The sequence below is a fragment of the Gilliamella sp. ESL0250 genome (assembly GCF_013345045.1).
GTDB classification, from domain to species: domain Bacteria; phylum Pseudomonadota; class Gammaproteobacteria; order Enterobacterales; family Orbaceae; genus Gilliamella; species Gilliamella apicola_H.
Genome location: NZ_JAAEDV010000011.1, coordinates 89,784 through 110,587 on the forward strand (window position 1 = coordinate 89,784; position 20,804 = coordinate 110,587).

General features: G+C 37.1%; 16 protein-coding genes and 1 pseudogene. 5 read left to right on the plus strand and 12 right to left on the minus strand.

Annotated features, from left to right (window positions below; translation table 11 throughout):
* Both lolD and lolC read right to left on the minus strand, forming a co-directional pair.
* Window positions 1-717 (minus strand): lipoprotein-releasing ABC transporter ATP-binding protein LolD, encoded by a 717-nt coding sequence (gene lolD / locus GYY69_RS09540; RefSeq protein WP_174797457.1) that lies wholly within the window; start codon window positions 715-717, stop codon window positions 1-3.
* On the minus strand, window positions 710-1,912 hold the full coding sequence (lolC, locus tag GYY69_RS09545; protein WP_174797478.1) for a lipoprotein-releasing ABC transporter permease subunit LolC: 1,203 nt from the start codon (window positions 1,910-1,912) through the stop codon (window positions 710-712). The genes lolD and lolC overlap by 8 nt, the downstream gene beginning before the upstream one ends.
* A 158-nt stretch (window positions 1,913-2,070) precedes the next feature.
* Here lolC and mfd point away from each other — a divergent pair, with 158 nt between their 5' ends.
* From mfd to mmuM, 5 genes are all read left to right on the plus strand, one after another.
* Window positions 2,071-5,529: a transcription-repair coupling factor gene (gene mfd, locus GYY69_RS09550; protein ID WP_174797458.1), complete on the plus strand. Its 3,459-nt coding sequence runs from the start codon at window positions 2,071-2,073 to the stop codon at window positions 5,527-5,529.
* A 36-nt stretch (window positions 5,530-5,565) separates the two neighbouring features.
* On the plus strand, window positions 5,566-7,074 hold the full coding sequence (locus GYY69_RS09555; RefSeq protein ID WP_174797459.1) for a YdgA family protein: 1,509 nt from the start codon (window positions 5,566-5,568) through the stop codon (window positions 7,072-7,074).
* Between the two features lie 314 nt (window positions 7,075-7,388).
* Entirely contained in the window at window positions 7,389-8,672 is a 1,284-nt protein-coding gene (locus GYY69_RS09560; protein WP_174797460.1) for a YdgA family protein, read from the plus strand.
* Between the two features lie 85 nt (window positions 8,673-8,757).
* The gene (mmuP, locus tag GYY69_RS09565) at window positions 8,758-10,158 is read left to right on the plus strand and encodes an S-methylmethionine permease (RefSeq protein ID WP_174797461.1); all 1,401 of its coding nucleotides are present in this window, start codon (window positions 8,758-8,760) and stop codon (window positions 10,156-10,158) included.
* Window positions 10,148-11,089 (plus strand): homocysteine S-methyltransferase, encoded by a 942-nt coding sequence (gene mmuM / locus GYY69_RS09570; protein WP_174797462.1) that lies wholly within the window; start codon window positions 10,148-10,150, stop codon window positions 11,087-11,089. Before mmuP ends, mmuM begins: the two co-directional genes overlap by 11 nt.
* 223 nt (window positions 11,090-11,312) lie before the next feature.
* On the opposite strand, the gene GYY69_RS13150 is transcribed toward mmuM, so the two are convergent.
* From GYY69_RS13150 to GYY69_RS09620, 10 genes and pseudogenes are all read right to left on the minus strand, one after another.
* Window positions 11,313-11,558 carry an Imm8 family immunity protein gene (locus GYY69_RS13150; protein ID WP_174797479.1) on the minus strand — a complete coding sequence of 82 codons (246 nt, stop codon included), beginning with the start codon at window positions 11,556-11,558 and terminating at the stop codon, window positions 11,313-11,315.
* A 430-nt stretch (window positions 11,559-11,988) separates the two neighbouring features.
* Window positions 11,989-12,309, minus strand: coding sequence for a hypothetical protein (locus tag GYY69_RS09580; protein WP_174797463.1), 321 nt, complete (start codon window positions 12,307-12,309; stop codon window positions 11,989-11,991).
* 12 nt (window positions 12,310-12,321) lie between these two features.
* Window positions 12,322-13,440, minus strand: coding sequence for a VENN motif pre-toxin domain-containing protein (locus GYY69_RS09585; protein WP_174797464.1), 1,119 nt, complete (start codon window positions 13,438-13,440; stop codon window positions 12,322-12,324).
* Window positions 13,441-13,711: 271 nt separating this feature from the next.
* Window positions 13,712-13,996 carry a hypothetical protein gene (locus tag GYY69_RS09590; RefSeq protein WP_174797465.1) on the minus strand — a complete coding sequence of 95 codons (285 nt, stop codon included), beginning with the start codon at window positions 13,994-13,996 and terminating at the stop codon, window positions 13,712-13,714.
* Window positions 13,997-14,003: 7 nt separating this feature from the next.
* Complete coding sequence (locus GYY69_RS09595; protein WP_174797466.1) at window positions 14,004-15,572, minus strand: VENN motif pre-toxin domain-containing protein; 1,569 nt, start codon at window positions 15,570-15,572, stop codon at window positions 14,004-14,006.
* Between the two features lie 468 nt (window positions 15,573-16,040).
* Window positions 16,041-16,556 (minus strand): O-acetyl-ADP-ribose deacetylase, encoded by a 516-nt coding sequence (locus GYY69_RS09600; protein WP_174797467.1) that lies wholly within the window; start codon window positions 16,554-16,556, stop codon window positions 16,041-16,043.
* The gene (locus GYY69_RS09605; protein ID WP_174797468.1) at window positions 16,553-16,834 is read right to left on the minus strand and encodes a hypothetical protein; all 282 of its coding nucleotides are present in this window, start codon (window positions 16,832-16,834) and stop codon (window positions 16,553-16,555) included. Before GYY69_RS09605 ends, GYY69_RS09600 begins: the two co-directional genes overlap by 4 nt.
* A 12-nt stretch (window positions 16,835-16,846) precedes the next feature.
* Window positions 16,847-19,819 carry a hemagglutinin repeat-containing protein gene (locus tag GYY69_RS09610; protein ID WP_174797469.1) on the minus strand — a complete coding sequence of 991 codons (2,973 nt, stop codon included), beginning with the start codon at window positions 19,817-19,819 and terminating at the stop codon, window positions 16,847-16,849.
* A 146-nt stretch (window positions 19,820-19,965) separates the two neighbouring features.
* Entirely contained in the window at window positions 19,966-20,334 is a 369-nt protein-coding gene (locus GYY69_RS09615; protein WP_174797470.1) for a hypothetical protein, read from the minus strand.
* A gap of 3 nt (window positions 20,335-20,337) precedes the next feature.
* Window positions 20,338-20,804 (minus strand): annotated as a pseudogene (locus tag GYY69_RS09620) (hypothetical protein); the annotation flags it as partial.

Sequence of the window (20,804 nt, forward strand, 5' to 3'; positions counted from 1 at the left end):
TTAATTATCCATTAATTGATTATCTGATAATGTGCTATCAGAAAGTTGCCCGTCTCTCATTACCCATTGTTTATCAAGTTTATTGGCTAATTCAAGATCATGTGTAACAACCAAAAACGCAGTACCGTGTTCACGGTTTAATTTAATCAACAGTTCAAAAATAGAATCTGCCGTTGATTTGTCAAGGTTACCCGTTGGCTCATCAGCCATCACTAAAGCTGGGTTATTAATTAATGCACGCCCTATTGCCACGCGTTGACGTTCCCCTCCCGAAAGTTCAGAAGGTCGATGATGAGCTCGTTTGACTAAGTTAACTGACTCTAGCATTGCCATAGCCCGCTTTTTAGCTTCATTTGACGACATACCACCAATTAACAATGGCATTGTCACATTTTCAAGTGCCGTAAAATCAGGCAATAAATGGTGAAATTGATAAACGAAACCGATTTCTTGATTGCGTAGACGTGCCTTTTCTTGTTCAGATAATTGACTTAGCTGATGAGAATTAAAAATAATTTCGCCTGAGGTTGGTTTATCAAGTCCACCGAGCAAATGCAATAAGGTGCTTTTACCTGAACCGGAACTCCCAATAATGGCGAGTAATGATTTTGGATAAATATCAAATGAGACATTTTTTAATACCTCGGTCACCATTTTGCCTTCTTTATAAGTTTTATAAAGATTTTTAGCTGAAAGCAATTTTTCTGTATTATTCATAACGTAAAGCCTCGGCAGGTTGGATATTGGCGGCGCGATATGCAGGATAAAGAGTTGAAATTAACGATAACATAAGCAATCCGATAATAATAAAAATAATTTGCGTTGGTTCAACCAGTGACGGTAGCAAAATACCAGCTAAAGATAAACCTAACACTTGCATGATTTCATTTAAGTTAACAGCAAGTAGCAATCCTACGGCACTACCTAATAGTGTACCGATTACGCCCGAACTTGCGCCTTGAATAATAAAAATTAACATAATTTTAAATCGCGATAGCCCTTGGGTTTTTAAAATAGCCACTTCACCTTGCTTTTCCATCACCAGTAAGCTTAACGAAGTAATAATATTAAAAGCGGCTACAATTACAATCAGGCTAATAAGTAACCCCATGACGTTTTTTTCCATTTTAATGGCTTGGAATAATTCACCACGTTTTGCTCGCCAATCGTTAAACACTAAGCCTTCAGGTAATTGAGTATTCGTTACTAATGCAATATCAAGCGGTTTATCTAGAAACAGACGCCAACTGCTAATCATATTGGCTGGATAACGTAATAGATTTTTAGCGTCAGATTGATTGACATAAATAAGCGCTTGATTGATATCATGGTTAACAGAAAACAACCCTACAATGTTAAATAAACGCTGTGACGGTATACGACCAACTGGGGTGATTTGACTAGCATCTGTTACCATTAAGCGAATTTTGTCTCCAACGGTTACGCCTAATTGATTAGCTAATGTTTGTCCAATAATGACATTGTACTGCCCCGCTTGTAGATCAAATACCGATCCGCTATAGATATAATCATTGATAGGATCATTATCTTCTGGTGTAATCCCCATCAACGTACTCACAGTGATACTTTGTTCACTTTGCAATACCACATCGCTAGTGACTAAAGGCGTGATACGATTAACGCCCTTAATCTTTTCAAATGATGAACTAGGGTTAGCACTTGGATCAAGTCTACCTTTAATAGAAGTGATTTGCGCCTGAGGAAAGAATCTTAGAATACTGTTTTGCATCTGGTCTTCTAATCCATTCATTACAGATAACACAACAATTAGACCAATAGAACCCAGCATAATGCCAATCATCGACAGCCATGATACAAAGCGACCAAAGCCATCCGTTTTTTGGCCATAGACATAACGCAAACCAATATAAAATACTAATGGACGAAATATTTTTGACATAAACGTATATATTACCTGAAACTTTTTGACAAAGTTTTGCTAGTTAAATGCAAGGTGCTTATCATACAGGATTAAACAGTTATAGAAAACAACCACGTACTTACGTTATAATCTGATGATAATTTTTCAACGATATCAACAAATTCATCATGCCTAAAACAGTTAATATTTCAAACATAATTCCCCAAAAATCAGGTGAAGTAAAGCAAATTGGGCAGCTTGTTGGCTCATCCTTATCACAATTTTGTGCAAAAGCAATAGACTCACATGAAGGTTTAGTTGTGATTGTGACCGATGATATGCAACAAACCTCGCGTATTTACGAAGAACTTAAACAATTTTCACCATTTCCTTCTATTATCTTTCCTGACTGGGAAACATTACCTTATGATAGCTTCTCACCCCATCAAGATATCGTATCAGAACGTCTGTCTTGCCTTTATCATCTTGGACATTTAACCAAAGGGGCATTAATTTTGCCCATTAATACCTTAATGCAAAAAGTTTGCCCACAAAGCTATTTGGGTGGACATGTGTTTATGATGAAAAAAGGCTTACAAATTAGTCGTGAACATTTACGTCTTCAACTTGAAAATGCTGGCTATCGCTCAGTCAGCCAAGTAATGGAGCATGGCGAATATGCCACTCGTGGTGCTTTGTTTGATATCTACCCTATGGGCAGTGATAAACCCTATCGTATCGATTTTTTTGATGATGAGATCGACAGCATTCGCACTTTTGATGTTGAAACACAGCGCACCTTTGATGAAATCACTGAAATACAATTGCTACCAGCGCACGAATTTCCTTTTGATAAAACAGCTATCGAACTGTTTCGTAGTCAATGGCGAGAACAATTTGAAGTCAGATTAGATGCAGAAAGTATCTATCAACAAGTGAGCAAAAATATTTTGCCAACGGGTATTGAATATTGGCAAGCACTGTTCTTTAACGAACCGTTAACACCACTATTTTCTTATTTTTTAGCTAATACCTTAATTATCAATACTGTTAATATTGAGCAATATGCTAATAAGTATTGGCAAGACATTACTCAGCGTTATGAAAGTCGCAAAGTCGATCCTATGCGGCCATTACTTGCACCAAGTGTTATTTGGTCTAAAACTGACGAAATTTTTGCCAATTTTAAAAACTATCCAAGAATGGTTGTATCGCATGTGGCAACAACTGAATCAAGTAAAAACGTTAATTTACCTTATGCAACATTGCCTAACATTGCTATTGAGATCCAACAAAAAGATCCTTATTTGCAATTTCAAAAATTTGTTGATGATTTTTCAGGAAAAATCATCTTTTCGGTTGAATCAGAAGGACGCAAAGAAGCTTTACAAGAAATTCTTGGCAGAATTCGTATTCATCCAACTACCATCAAGCAGCTCGATGAACCCAACAATGCGAATAGCCGATTTTATTTAATCGTTGGCGCTAGCGAGCAAGGTTTTATTAATCAGCAAGATAATTTTGCGTTTATTACCGAAAATGAGTTACTAGGTCGACGTGTTATTCGTCGTAAAAAAGAAAGTAAACAAGCCATCAATACCGATTCATTTATTCGAAGTTTAGCTGAACTCACACCGGGTAAACCCGTTGTTCATTTAGAACATGGCGTTGGCCGCTATGCGGGGCTCACCACATTAGAAACGGGCGGTATTACAGCAGAATATCTCGTTTTGTTATATGCTAATGAAACCAAACTTTATGTGCCAGTTTCGTCATTAAACTTAATAAGTCGTTACTCAGGTGGCGATGAAGAAAACGCCCCACTGAATAAATTAGGCACTGATGCTTGGAGTAAGGCTCGGCAAAAAGCGGCCGAAAAAGTGCGTGATGTCGCAGCGGAGTTACTCGATATCTATGCTGAACGTGAAAGCAAACCTGGATTTCAATTTCAACAAGACCGTGAGCAATATGAACTATTTTGCCAAGGATTCCCTTATCAAGAAACTGATGATCAACAAAATGCTATTGGTGCAGTAATTGGCGACATGTGCTCGCCTTATGCCATGGACCGATTAGTCTGCGGTGATGTGGGTTTTGGTAAAACCGAAGTTGCTATTCGTGCTGCGTTTTTAGCCGTGATTAATCATAAACAAACAGCGGTTTTAGTGCCAACTACCCTGCTTGCTGAACAACACTACGAAAGCTTTTGCGACCGTTTCGCCAATTGGCCTATCCGTATAGAGAGTCTGTCTCGCTTCAAAACAGCCAAACAACAAAAAGCCATTATAGAAGCTCTTGGCGAAGGCAAAATTGATATTGTGATTGGTACGCATAAATTGCTACAAGAAGATATCAAATGGAAAGATTTAGGTTTACTAATTGTTGATGAAGAACACCGCTTTGGCGTTCGTCAAAAAGAACGCATTAAAGCAATGCGAGCAAATATCGATATTTTAACGCTAACAGCAACCCCAATTCCACGAACGCTAAACATGGCAATGAGTGGTATGCGAGATCTTTCGATTATCGCAACACCACCTGCTCGACGACTGGCGGTAAAAACCTTTGTTCGAGAATATGATGATCTTGTGATTAGAGAAGCCATTTTACGTGAAATTTTACGTGGTGGTCAGATTTATTATTTACACAATGACATCTCTGATATCGAAAAAGTCAGCGAAAAACTGGCAGAACTAGTGCCCGAAGCACGCATCACCATTGGACATGGGCAAATGCATGAACGCGATTTAGAACGTGTGATGAATGACTTTCATCATCAACGCTTTAACATACTTGTTTGTACTACCATTGTTGAAACGGGTATCGACATTCCTAACGCTAATACCATTATTATTGATCGTGCCGATAAATTCGGTTTAGCTCAGTTACATCAACTCAGGGGGCGAGTTGGACGTTCTTACCATCAAGCCTATGCTTATTTATTAACGCCACACCCTAAATTGCTCACTAAAGATGCTAAAAAGCGCTTAGATGCGATCGCATCCCTAGAAGATTTAGGTGCAGGTTTTGCCTTAGCTACGCACGATCTTGAAATTCGGGGTGCAGGCGAGCTATTGGGTAGTGATCAAAGTGGGCAAATTGAAACTATTGGCTTTAACCTTTATATTGAATTGCTTGATGATGCAGTCAAATCATTAAAAGAAGGCAAAGAACCGACACTAGAATCATTACTTAATAGCCAACAAACCGAAGTGGAATTAAGATTGCCAACATTAATTCCTGATGACTTTATTCCCGATGTCAATACACGCTTATCGCTATATAAACGCATTGCTAGCATTGATGATCTAGACGAGCTAACCGACATTCAAGTCGAAATGCGTGATCGCTTTGGGAAATTACCCGATGCAGTACTATTTTTATTAGAAACCACTAAAATCCGTTATCATGCAAGCCAATTAGGCATTACCAAAATAGAATTTGGCGAAAAAGGCGGTTATATTGAATTTGGGAGTGACAATAAGGTATCGGTCGATTATTTAATTGAAATAATTCAAAAAGAACCAAAAAATTATCGCCTAGAAAGTTCAAATAGATTGAAATTACAAAAATCAGAATTACAACGCATCGATCGCATTGAATATATTAAAAATTTATTGATTGATTTTGCAGAACATCAAGAATAATAATTTAAAATATCATGAATAATTAAGAGAACTATAATGAAAAAAAACACACTTGCTATAGGAATAATTGCTGTATTGGGTATGGCTTATGTAGGTACATCATGGTACACCGGTAGCATGATTGAAAATCATATCGACAACCAATTAGCCCAAGTCACAAACAAAGTTAATCAGATTCAAGACGTTTTCACATTTTCCGTTACGAAAAGTCGTTATGAAAAGGGTATCTTTTCAACTAAAGTACATCTAACTGTGACAGCGTCACCAAATGAATCTATTATCCAAGATGCTACTTCAAAAATCTTATTTGATGACGATGTCACTATCCATCATGGCCCTTTCCCTATTGCTGCACTTGCCAAAGGGACTTTTGCCCCACAAATGGCTTGGTTAGAATATGAAATGAGCCAACAAGCTAATCCAACGCTTTGGAAACTAGCAGGCAATCGGCCGTTTATTAGTGGGCATACAGGTATGAGTTATGGCGAATATATCACCGTTAAACTTGCAAGCAAAGCGATAAAAGCCTCACAGAACGAAATCCCGGCCATTCATGATGGTATCTTAGATATCAGTAACGGCAGTTATACCTTTAGTAGCTATACCAATGGTTCTGACATCAAGACTGAAATCAAACTGGATAAATTAGTTTTTCTTTCTGACGATACCCATTTTAACTTTGATGACTTTAATCTGTCATTAAAGCCACTCAGTACCACTGAAGACATTGATTATGAATTTAATATTGGCAATATTAAATACAGTTTTGATAGTTTTATCTCAAAAGGAAATTTTGATGTCAACAATTTCAAATCCAAAGGTCGCGTTAACTACAAAAATCAAAATATTGATGAGCAAAGCAGTATTGATAAAATTACATTAAATATGAAATCATCCACCCCAAAAATTGAGTCGGTGATTATTAATAAAATCGTGATGAGTCAAAAAAATGTCTTAAATGACACCAACAATACGATTGAGGGTTCGCTTGTAAGTAGTATTGGTTCGATTATTTATGGTCAACAAAATCTGGGCAATGGATCGCTTGATATTAACTTCAAGGGGGTTGATAAACAATTTTTCAATTATCAATTTAAAACACATGCTCCTGACATAAGTGAGAACGACAAACATAATATCGAATTTTCGTTAAATAAATTCAATTGGCACAATGCTGGTGGCGATATCAATGTTAACTTTTTGTTTAATATATCAGATATTAATAACGCAAGTATTAATGAAAAAGATTACGACAAAATCAACACATTTAAATTCAAGCTCGAAGCACCATATGACGTGTTAGCTCGTTTATCAGCACAAATCGAAAACCCTAACGCTAGCCATGTTACAGCAGAACAAATTGCAAAAGAAAACTTTGTAATAAAAACCAAATCAAAAAAGCTTTTTAGTCAATCATCATTTTTTACCTTTAATAAAGATCAAACAGAAGGTTTCTATTCTGATGTGCAGTACACAAAAGGCAGTCAAAACGTAAATGTAAATGGGCAATTACTAGATAAAAAAGATTTTTTTAAAAATTTATAATTTGTTTTTGTAACACTCATATGGTTATAAATTGTTTCAGTTATTTTGGTTAACTTGGCGATTATTTTAAACTCAAGCTTAATGGTTAATAATGTATTCATCATAATACAGTAAGGTATCAATTTAAACTTGTGTTAAATGCGTTTTACAAAAAGTCAAAAAACTATCGCCTAGAAAGCTCAAATCGATTAGAATTATAAAAATCAGAATCACCGCAAATCGATCGTATTGAATATATTAAAAATTTGTTGGCTGATTTTGCAACTCATCAAAAATGATAATTTAAAATATAATGAATAACTAAGAGAACTATAATGAAAAAAACCACACTTGCTATAGGAATAATTGCTGTATTAGGGATTGCTTACGTAGGCACTGCATGGTACACCGGAAACATGATCGAAAATCATATCGACAACCAGTTGGCACAAATCACAAACAAATTTAACCAGAGTCAAGACGATTTTGTAGTGTCCGTGATAAAAAGTAATTATGAAAAGCATATCTTTTCAACTAAATTACATTTAACCGTTACAGCATCACTGCAAAATGCTACAGGAGAAGATGCTCAACCGGAAACCCTATTTGATGATGATGTCACTATCCATCATGGTCCCTTCCCTGTTGCAGCCCTAGCCAAAGGAACCTTTGCCCCACAGATGGCTTGGTTAGAATACGAAATGGCCGAGCAAGCCAATCCAACACTTTGGAAACTAGCGGGTAACCAGCCGTTTATTACTGGGCATGCGGGTATAAGTTATGGTGAATATATCACCGTTAAATTAGCAAGCAAAGCGATTAAAGCCACTCAAAACGAAATCCCAGTCATTGATGGTGCATTTGAAATTGGAAAAGGTAATTACACCATTAGTAGCTATACCTCGGGCTCTGATATTTCAACTAAAGTGGAAATCGATAAAATCTCATTAACCTATCCTATATCATTAAGAGCAAATCCTGTTTCGATTGTTATTAATAAATTTGTTATGGACCAAAAAAATGTCTTAAATAACGCCACCAACACCGTTGATGGTTCGTTTTTTAGCCGCGTTGATTCAATTATTTTTGGTCAACAAAATTTGGGTAATGGTTCATTAGATTTTGACTTTAAAGGTCTTGATAAACAACTATTTAGCAATCAATTGGGAATGGATTATCCTGACTCAGGTGATACTAACAAAAAACACAATATCCAATTTTCGTTGAATAAATTCAATTGGCATAATGCTGCTGGCGATCTTAATGCTAACCTAAAGTTTGATATTTCTGATGTTGATAGCTCAGCCATTGATAAAGCTGATTACGAAAAAATCAACTCCCTTAAATTAAAGCTGGAAGCACCATTTGATGTGTTAGCTCATTTGTCAGCGCAAATTGAAAACGCTAACGCTAGCGAGGTAACGCCAGAACAAGTTGCTAAAGCAAAACAAAATCTACAATTTATGTCGGCATTTTTAGTCGGTAACGCTAAATTCTTAACTTTAAGCAATGACAAAACTCAAGGTATCTATTCTGATGTTAGCCTAACCAAAGATAGTAACGAAGTTAGCGTAAATGGCAAAACAATGACAAAAGAAGAATTCTTTGATCACTTATAGCTAGCCAATTGCTTTATCAAACTAACCTATTCCGCCTATTATTCAGGCGGAATTTTATTTTATAACTAAAACAAAAAGTATACTTATGAATATAAATTCATCATCTATAACCGAAAATCAATTCAAACGCACCATGAAAACTCGGCATCTTATTATGCTATCACTTGGTGGCGTTATTGGTACGGGTCTCTTTTTTAACACTGGCTACATTATTGCTACCGCAGGTGCAATTGGCACAATTATCGCATATCTAATTGGTGCATTAGTGGTCTACCTAGTCATGTTATGCCTTGGAGAACTCGCTGTCGCCATACCAGAAACAGGTGCCTTTCATACTTATGCCTCGCGGTTCATTAGCCCTGCAACGGGTTATACTGTTGCTTGGTTATATTGGTTAACTTGGACTGTCGCACTCGGCTCAAGCATTACCGCAGCAGGATTTTGTATGAAGCATTGGTTTCCAAATACACCTATTTGGGTCTGGTGTTCTACTTTCTGCACCGTGATTTTGGCATTAAACATCGTTACCGCACAATTTTTCGCTGAGAGTGAATTTTGGTTTTCGATTATCAAAGTGATCACCATTATTATCTTTATTATTGCTGGTGCAGCAGCTATTTTTGGCTTTGTCCCTATGAAAAATGACATCCCTGCGCCCTTTTTACACAATATTACCGATAATGGTTGGTTCCCGAATGGCATTACCCCGATTATTATGACGATGGTATCGGTTAATTTTGCCTTTTCAGGCACGGAACTTATTGGTATTGCCGCTGGTGAAACAAAAGAGCCAGAAAAGACCATTCCGTTAGCAATAAAAACCACAATTCTAAGACTTATCATCTTCTTTATTGGCACCGTTTTTGTCTTAGCAGCCTTATTGCCAATGGATCAAGCTGGCGTTATCGAAAGTCCCTTTGTTACCGTTTTTGAAAATATCGGCTTACCTTATGCTGCCGATTGTCTTAATTTTGTAATTTTAACCGCCATTTTGTCAGCTGCAAATTCGGGACTTTATGCTTCTGGACGCATGTTGTGGTCGCTTTCCAACCAAGGTACATTACCAAAATGCTTCAGTAAACTTAATCAGACAGGCGTTCCAGCCTTTGCTATTTCCATCAGTATGTTAGGTGGCTTATTGGCATTACTCACAAGCATTATTGCGCCTAACACGGTTTTTGTTGCCTTGACAGCTATTTCAGGATTTGCCGTGGTGGCCGTTTGGCTAAGTATTTGCGCTTCACACTTCTTTTTTAGAAAAAGTTTAACTCGTGAGGAGCAAAACAATCTAAAATATAAAGCCCCATTTTACCCACTTGTACCTATTTTAGGCTTTATTTTATGTTTAATTGCTTGTATTGGACTCGCATTCGATCCAGAACAACGTATTGCACTTTATTGTGGTATTCCTTTTGTGGTTGTCTGCTTTATTGCCCACCACTTTACCCAAGCCCATCAAAAGCGAGTGGCAAAAAATGAAAAATAATAATCCAATTAGTACACTGTTAAAGCAAAAAAAATACATCATTATTGATGGCGCACTAGCCAGCGAGTTACAACGTCGTGGCTGTGATCTTAACGACAGTTTATGGTCAGCAAAAGTGTTAATCGAAAGACCAGAACTGATCCGCCAAGTCCATTATGACTATTTTAAAGCTGGTGCTGATTGTGCGATTACCGCTAGTTATCAAGCCACACCATTAGGGTTTGAACAAAAAGGAATTACATTTGATGAATCAATCAAATTAATTAAAACTAGTGTTGAACTTGCAAAGCAAGCTAAGCAGCAGTATTTAAATGAAACAAACCCAAATAAAATATTACTAATTGCTGGTTCAGTCGGTCCTTATGGAGCATATCTTGCTAATGGTTCAGAATATACGGGTAACTATCAACTTACCGAAGCTGAATTTATTGCTTTTCATCGTGATCGCATTGAAGCTTTAATTGACGCTAAGGTAGATATCCTTGCTTGCGAAACCCTGCCTTCATTTTCCGAAATCAAAGCATTAGTTAAATTGATACAGCAGTTTCCAATAATCAACGCTTGGTTTTCGTTAACGTTAAAAGATGCCCAGCATCTTAGCGATGGCACGGCATTATCACAAGTTATCGATTATTTAAATAATATCGAACAAATTGTGAGCATTGGTTTTAACTGCATTGCATTAGAAAGCGTAACACCAGCGTTACAGGTACTAAATAAACTTACCACCAAACCGCTAATTGTTTATCCAAATTCAGGTGAACAATATGATCCAACCACCAAACAGTGGCACAAAAATTATCAACATAATTGCACTTACAGCAATCAACTGCCAACTTGGGTTAAATTGGGCGCTAAATTAATTGGTGGCTGCTGCCAAACAACACCTAATGATATTGAAGATATTGTGGGGTTATTAAAAGATTATTAATTTTAGAGTGGTTGGTTTTGATCGTTATGGAATATTATGAGCTGGTCATCATATCCCCAACAGCCTCAAATCTAACCACAGCAAAACAGCCAACGCTGTCAAAAAAAACTTTGATTTGCTTTATCTTATATAAATAACAATAAAGCGTTAAATGCTATATATTGACAAATATCGCAATTTCTAAATCACCTACACAGCGGTGAACTTGGAAACTTAATAAGCTTTATTTTAAAAATATTAAAAAATTACAATTTTCCGCTGATAATGTATAGCGCAAGAGTTCAGGTTCCGAAATTTTTGTTAATAACCATTTTGGTGTACAAACCATTACATCAAAATAATCAGCCTCATTACTATCGGCTAAACCTATAGATAGATTTAATGTGATACAAAAATTATCATTTTCTTCGGGAATATATATAGTTGGATCATCATCAATGTAACCAAATGATTTTAATATTATTTTTATTTTTAATTATTAATATTCAAATGCACATTACCTATCTTTATTCTTCGACCGTCAAACTCATTCTCCGCCAGCACCGTGACCTTTTCACCCGATAATAATGCCCCGTCCGTCGTTAATTGTGGGCGGTTATTTTGTAAAAATAATTCAGGATTCTATACCGTTTCATTTTATTAAAATTCAATAACAGCTTATCACTTGACGATTTGCATTAAGAGGGATAGGGTAAATAAAGTACAGTATAGCCTTATAATCTTGTGAGATCCTAAATTGACTAACTAATCATTGAATGTCATCTGTATTATTTTCTGGAAAGTACGCAAGATGAATCGGTTAAAGTGAGATTTCAAGATCAGGCATGTTAAATATAGAATTTGGTGATAGAATTAACTGTCACCTTTAACGGGAAAATACACAAAATTTAGGATGAAGTCTAAAAATCAGACCACTCTGAATATTCAATATCTTCAGGTGTTAATTCGGTAACTCCATCTTGTTTTAAGATCTCATTAAAGTAATTAATTGTATCCTTTAAAGCTTCTTCAACAGTATCTCCCCAACCAATAGCTCCTTCGGGACTACCATCAAATTTTCGTTTTACTCGCAAGTCTGTTGTTCCTGAAAATCTTCCTGATTGATTTTCATAAATTTTAATTTTCATTTTTGCATACGGTAAAATAGGCATCCAAATAACAAATTCTGCAACATTTTTTTCAATTTTTACCACATTATCAATAACTAAATCATGCCACATATTTAAGTTCCTTTATTGTTTACCAAATGAGATAATTTTATCTCCTAATTTATCTAAATATTTTCCATTTTTATAATATCTAATAACACCTGGAGTCGGGTCATTAATTTTTACTTTCCTAGCACCTTTTAGGTTTTTTTCAAATTCTGTTGCTTTACGAAGATATTGTTCAATATTATCCGCACCAACTTCTTTACCATGTTTATCAAAATGGTATTTTAATGAGCCTTCTGGAGAATCAAAAGTACCTTTATCCCAAGAATTTTCAACATTTTTACGATTTTGTTGGTTACTACTTGATGACTCAGACTTATTACTGGTTTTAGAGTTATCTTTATCATCGTCATCATCAGGCGGTAATCCAGAAGCCCCGCCTGCTGAACTACTTCCAACTCCTGTTAACGTATTATTATCTTTATTACCATCTTTCTCTTTTAGGTAATCATTATAATAACGTTCATAAGTTTTTAGTACTGCATCTTCAAGGAATTGATCTCCCATTGGATCAACTAATGCAAGTTCAATTAGTCGCCTTTGTTCCAAATTTAGACTTTCTAAAAATGCTTTTGATTCCGCTGCTGTAAGACCTTCAGCCATTAATACATCTACCGCATTAATACTAACTGGTGCACCAATTTCACTCGGGCGTACTAGATACCACGCAGCTCTAGCTAAATTGTTATTCTCAACCGCATTTTTCCCCGCAGCAACGCCAGTATTCACATCTTGAATATCACCACCGGCAGCAGCTATCGCAAGGCCGGTCGCTAGTTGTGATAGGGCGCTGACTTTTTGTCTCTCTTCTTGGCTTAGGTCTTTGATGTCTTTATCGGGGTAAAGGATTCCCGCAATAACTTCAGCACCGCGTTCACTTGCTACAGCGCCTAAGCCACCCACAAGTCCTGAGTTACCTTGCAGCTCAGCAACCACCTCGCCGAGTATGGCATGGCTGACCGTGTTGGCGACGGTGTTCCCTTCGGTCTGTTGTTTGATGATAGTTGCTATCTTCGGCGCTAATGCCCCTGCGGCTGCCCCTTTTATGTCGCCACTGATTAAGCCGTTGATAAGGCTTACCGCCATATCAATGCCTTGACGGGTTTCACTGCCCATCGCCGACATCCCTTGGCTCATGGCTTTTTCGTAGATTTTTTGTAAGTAAATAGTGTTTTTTTATGTTTTGAAGAAAAGGAGATATGACACAATGAGCAATACAGCAAGTAAGCTTTATTTACTACAATAGTACATAAAAATAATAATGGCTAAAGTGCATACTAAGCAAAAATTGGCAATTAAAAAAATTAATTATAGAATTTAGTGACAGAATTAACTGTCACTTTTTAATAACGAATACACTAATATAGACTAGGATTGTCAGGTTGAGTTTGAGCTACTACACCTAATTTTACATATCTAACTTATCTGCTATATATCTTAAAAGACTAGACAACTTTCTCAAATTACCACTAGTAAGTATATCTTGACTTATAGAATAAAGTAAAAATTGATAATCTTCGCTTAATTGCCCCATATCAAGTTCTTTAGGTTCATTATAAAGATCATATAGCAAATCAGACGGTATATTCCAATAAAAATCATAATCGATAGGTATGTTGTGAATACCGTTACCTTTTAATTCTTTTATAATTAAATTAAAAAAATTTTCTATTCTATCAAGTTCAATATTCATAACTAATTTATCCTTTATTTTTTATTTTATTAATATTATTTTTAAAAGTATTAATTGCATGTTCTAAATGTTTAATTCTAGCATTTATAATTTTTTGTCTAACTTCTTCATTTGGTGCATTTTTTAAATGCCCTTTATTATCAAAAGAATATGGATCTCTTTTATATTCTGCTAATTTTTTTTCATGTAATCTTATTTGTTCTTCAAGTGACCTAACTGCCCTTTGTTCACTTACACTTAAGGATTTTCCTACATTATCATTCATCTTTCCAGCTTTAGATAATGTTTTTAACCGCGCCACCTGTTGAATAATTTCCGCAGAAGCACCACCTATGACATAGCTGGAACCAACTTCTCCTGAAAGTTTACCCTCAAAATGCCCCATCATTTCACCAGCTAGTGCTGGATCATTCTTTAATGCATAATCATAGAGATCTAGCCACTCAGTAAAAGAAATTTTAATTGCTTCATAAACTTTATCTGGATTGGTTATAGCATCATAAATGCTAGTAACAGTATCTATTGGATGTAAAACCGTATTGACTGTTCCATCTACCGTATCTATTATACCATCTACTGCACCGCTAGCTTCAGCTCGTTTTTTTCCTAGAACATATTCCCAAGCTTTATCTTCATCTCCTCCAAATAATCTTTTAGCTTGCTCAATCTCATCCAAATCTTTTTCTGTTTCAGTTCTGTAATGATCTAATATATTTAGTCCATTATTCTCAACCGCATTTTTCCCCGCAGCAACGCCAGTATTGATATCTTGGATATCACCATCTGCCGCCGCAATGGCAAGGCCGGTCGCTAGTTGTGATAGGGCGCTGACTTTTTGTCTTTCTTCTTGGCTTAGGTCTTTGATGTCTTTATCGGGGTAAAGGATTCCCGCAATAACTTCAGCACCGCGTTCGCTTGCTGCAGCGCCTAAGCCACCTACAAGTGCAGAGTTACCTTGCAGCTCAGCAACCACCGCACCGAGTATGGCATGGCTAACCGTGTTGGCGACGGTGTTCCCTTCGGTCTGTTGTTTTATGATAGTTGCTATCTTCGGCGCTAATGCCCCTGCGGCTGCCCCTTTTATGTCGCCACTGATTAAGCCGTTGATAAGGCTTACCGCCATATCAATGCCTTGACGGGTTTCACTGCCCATCGCCGACATCCCTTGGTTCATGGCTTCTTTGTAAGCGTCTTCGTAGATTTTTTGTTGTTCTTCTTCTGTTAATCCCTTGTTTTTATTTTTTTCTTTTTCCTTTTCAACCGCTTTTTTCGCTTCTGATTCTGCTCGCATACGGTCTATATGGTTGAGCATCGTTAACGTTTCACCACCTATCTCACTCACTAACTGTGTTTGCTCGATGATGTCTTGCTCTTTCTCTTTGTTAAAGATATGGTTGAGCTCGTTATTGGCATGCTCCGTATCCCGACTTAACTCGTTGATATCTTGTTTTTGTTCATCCTTATTGCGGATAATTATCGTCCCTTCCGATACCGCTGAATGCGTGGTCGAACGTTCACTTTCGCTTTTGTTGCGACTGGTTGGCATCGATGGCATGCCATTGGTGTTGATGCTCACACTGCTCTACTGACTTTGTAGTCCGCTTTGTTTTTGATATCACTAAAGCTGATTGTGCCCGTGTCTAGGCGGTTTTGGCTCTTGTCTTCCGCTTCTGAGGCTATCACGGCACAGCTAGCACAAAAAAACACCAAGAAAAATTTAAATAAATCAATACGTTTTCTGACTAATTTTTTGTAAGTAAAGTAGTGGGTTAGTGCTTTTTTTTGTTTTGAATAGAGGGATGACACCATGAACAATACAGCAAGTAGGTTTTATTTATTACAAAAGCACATAAAAATAATAATGCTTAAAAAGTGGTACTAAGCCAAAATTAGTAATTAAAAAATTAATTATAAAATTTAGTGACAGTATCAACTGTCACCTTTAACTGAAAATACACAAAATTTAAGATGGTTATAAATCTGTAACATAAGTGTAACATGATTAATTATATGATCACTAATTATCATTTTTAAAATTATTACATCAAATTAATGAGGAATAAATTTTATAGTTATCAAGTTCATAGCATACAATATTTATTTTTTTTAAATTATGATATTTAAATAAACTAAATTTAATTAGTTGTAATGCTATTTCAGCAGCTTTATCTTTTGGAAATTTGTAAATACCTGTACTTATATTAGGGAATGAAATAGTGGTTATATTATTTTCATAAGCAAGTTTAAAGCAATTCAAATAACAGTTTTTTAATAATTGAACCTCATTATTATCTCCACCATTCCAACGAGGTCCTACCGTATGAATCACAAATTGTGCCGGTAAATTTCCAGCAGTCGTAATAACAGCATTGCCAACTTTACAACCACCTTGTTTAGAGCGTATCTTTTGACATCCTTCTAAAATTTGTTTACCACCTATACGATGGATAGCTCCATCAACACCACTTCCACCTAGTAGAGAACTATTTGCTGCGTTTACAATAGCGTCAACAGTGATTTTAGTAATATCACCATGTATAATTTCAATTTTATTTTTCATTTTAAAAGTGTTTCTATAAATTTTAGAATAGCATTATTTTGTTCTATTATTTCAGAAGGATCCAACAAGATATTCATTATTTGATCATCTAAAACTAAATCATAAATATCAATATCTAGCCAACCTTTAGACCAAAAATCAATACCAGCAATTTTATTATTTCCTTCTATGACAACTCGTTCCAGAGAACCAAAATCCCCATTGGGATATGAACTATAAGTTAATTTATAATTTTTTAATCTAGGCGCCAATTCTTTTTTAAAATAATTTATATTCATATTTTATATCTTCTATTTTTTGTCAACTACTTTAATATTACTTACATTTGGTGTCAAAGTTCCACCTTGTTTATTTAAAAGGTGTTTTTGTGAAGGTTTTGCATCAGGACCTAACATTTTATACCATCCTTCTTTACCTCCTTTAATTAAGCTTCTAGTTGGGACATCGAATTCTACATAAACTGAACCTTTTGCAGCTGCACCTTTAAAATCATTAACTCCATTAATAGAGATAAATGTTTGTCCCCCTCCACCTTGAACAATTTTTCCTGTACTTTGCATTTGTGCGAGCTCTTGAGGGGACATCCATCGTCCAACCCTTGTAAAACTTATTTCATTAATTATTTGTGTTTCACCTAGTTTTAGTGAAGAACCAATATTATTGACACTATTCACCCCCTTTCCAGCTTTAGGTGGAACAATATCATCAATCTTATTAACAACCTTTCCGGCGTTTCCTGCTAATTTCGATGGCATTAATATACTGGTTAAAATTGAAGCCATTTCTTCTAGTGAACGTTGATCTCCTTTTTGTGCTTTAGCAAAAACATCACGAACATGATCCCACGCATCACCATTGATTAATGAAATCATTGCATCTGATGCTGTTTTATTAGCTTTCTTTAAATCATCTAATGCCGTATCGCAATAAGATACCCCAACTGTACAACTTCCTAATGCAAGTATAGCATCTAATCCAGTATCTGCTACAGCAGCACCAAGATCAACAGTATCACCATATGATATCAATATCCCATTAAGAATTTGTGATACTGTATTTTCACCAATTTTTTCTCTAATTTCAGTTTTCCAGGATTCAATACCGTTTTTATGTCCTTCACGAAACCAATCACCAAGCAACGAATTATTCTCAACCGCATTTTTACTCGCAGCTACCCCAGTATTGATATCTTGGATATCACCACCTGCAGCGGCTATCGCAAGGCCGGTCGCTAGTTGTGATAGGGCGCTGACTTTTTGTCTTTCTTCTTGGCTTAGGTCTTTGATGTCTTTATCGGGGTAAAGGATACCCGCAATAACTTCAGCACCACGTTCACTTACGGCAGCGCCTAAGCCACCCACAAGCGCGGAATTGCCTTGCAGTTCGGCTACCACCGCACCGAGTATGGCATGGCTGACGGTGTTGGTGAGGGTGTTTCCTTCGGTCTGTTGTTTGATGATAGTTGCTATCTTCGGCGCTAATGCCCCTGCGGCTGCCCCTGTCATATCACCACTGATTAAGCCGTTGATAAGGCTAACGGCCATATCGATACCTTGACGGGTTTCACTGCCCATCGCCGACATCCCTTGGTTCATGGCTTTTTCGTAGGCTTTTTCGTAGATTTTTTGTTGTTCTTCTTCTGTTAGTCCCTTGTTTTTGCTTTCTTCTTTTGCCTTTTCAACCGCTTTTTTCGCTTCTGATTCTGCTCGCATACGGTCTATATGGTTGAGCATCGTTAATGTTTCACCACCTATCTCACTCACTAACTGTGTTTGCTCGATGATGTCTTGCTCTTTCTCTTTGTTAAAGATATGGTTGAGCTCGTTATTGGCATGCTCCGTATCCCGACTTAACTCGTTGATATCTTGTTTTTGTTCATCTTTGTTGCGGATAATTATCGTCCCTTCCGATACCGCTGAATGCGTGGTCGAACGTTCACTTTCGCTTTTGTTGCGACTGGTTGGCATCGATGGCATACCGCTCGAGCTAACGCTTGCACTGCTGCTACTCACTTTGTAGTCCGCTTTGTTTTCAATATCACTAAAGCTGATTGTGCCCGTGTCTAGACGGTTTTGGCTCTTGTCTTTCGCTTCTGAGGCTATTACCGCCCCTTTTAGGTCGGTGTTGTTGCCAACCTTGATGTCAAAGCCACCCTTGCCCGCAAAAATACCCGATTGGTCAGTGACACTTTGCCAGTTGCTGTCCATCTTGGTCTTGCTTGCAGAAGCATTGAAACTACCGCCACCCCCTAATGAAACACTGCCCCCTACCGAGGTCGAGCTGCTTTTTGAGTGGAACTCGTCGCTGTCTTGTTTCGATTCAATATTGAGGTCATGACCAATATCAGCAACCACCCTATCACCTTTGACTTGTCCAGCGATAATGTTGGCGTCATTACCGGTGATAATAGTAAGCTTGTTACCCGCTTCAACCACGCTTTCGGTCCAGTCTGTGCCATTGCCTTTTTCGCGTGATTTGCTTTGGCTGGCACTGGCCGAGATGTTAAAGCCATTTTTTTGTCCACCAAAGTTATAACCCACACCCACCGAACCACTGCTATTCTTCTCTTTAGTGTCTGTTTTGGTCGTGTTTTCTTGTCCGATGATGTTTACATCATGGTTCGCCTTGAGCATCGCATCATGACCCGCTGACACCTGACTGCCGATGATATTGATATCGCCACTCTCTTTTTCACCATTGCCCGTCGCAATAATGCTGACATTGCGACCCGCAGATATCGAGGAGCCCACTACCGTATGTTGCTCTTGGTTTACCGTCCGTTTGGTCTTTTCACTGCCCACGCTGACATTAATCCCAATTGAGGCTTCTGGCGTACCATTTTGTAAATTAGCCCCCGCCTCTAATGCTGCATTGCCCGCTTGTAAACCCGCTTTGATGTTCATCAATGCTTTGGTTTTGTCATTTTTCTGTTTTTCCGCTTGCTTGCGGGTTTGATTGGCGTTGTAAATATCACTGACCGTGCCGGTAACTGCCACCGTCACCCCTGATTTTTTGCGTTCATACTCTTCTTGATACGTCGTTTTCGCATCTAATGCTTCGATATTGACGTTTTCGCCTTGCATTCTAATATCACGCTGCGCAATAACATCACTGCCTTTGATATTAAGGTCTTTGCCCGCTTGTATCTTCACATTGCCATCAGTACTGCCAATTACACTGCCCACAAAGGCTTGTTCGGTGTTGGTCTGTTTTAAGGACTCTTTTTCTTTACCCGCCGTAAAGCCTATCCCGCCACTGCCCATTAACCCCGATTAATACACTAATATAGGCTAGGATTGTCGGATTAAGTTTGAGCTACTACAGCTCAACACAACTAACTATCAAGGGGTTAACTATAGCTAAGATACATTCTAAGATAACATACTGTTTTTTTTTAAGCAGGATTATATTATCCATGATTTATATAAATGGCTTGAGACTTACTAGGTATAATTTTCTCCCATTTCATTATAGATAATATATCTATAGCCATTTCTCTCATCCTTTGCCATTCCTCACTCTGGCAAAGAGCTATATTATTCCAATATTGAATATTATTTGGTCCACTAATGGAAAGCATATAGTCGTCTAATTTCTTGATAGTATTGAGCTGCTGATCTGTGATTAAAGAGGTAATATTTGGATCATTCAATTCATCCAAAGCCATCTCCCACTCAACAGCAAGTTCATCAGCTACATTAACAAAATCAGGAAATAAACTTTTCTGTATATCACAAGATTGTGCTATTGCTTGAGTAACCCATTTTATTTTATTCATATTTTATTCCTTTGATTTATTAAATATTTTTGCTTTTTCACCTGCACTTGGTTTATATGTGCTTGGATCAACAACTTTTATTGTACCTTGTGTTGTAGTCGATACTTTATAATAACTTCCACCATGACGTCCTCCTCCTGGATGTATTTGTATCTGACTAATTTCAGGATGTCCTTTTACCTCAATAATAACAGCTTGACCAGATCCTCTTGAAGACTGTCTTACATTAACCTGATAGCCAGCCGCCCTGAAATCTCCTACCAGATCCTCAACAGAACGTCCCCAAATAGATTGAGGTGAATGTGTAAAATCATTTGCAATATTACCTTTAGCAGGAGCTATTCCCTTTCCAGCTGCACTATTTTTTATAACTGTTGTTTCAATTTGTTTTGACTGGCTTGCAGCTTGATTCATCAAGCGATTACCTTCAGCAACATTCCCCGCTTTATATGCTACTTCCGCTTCTTTTA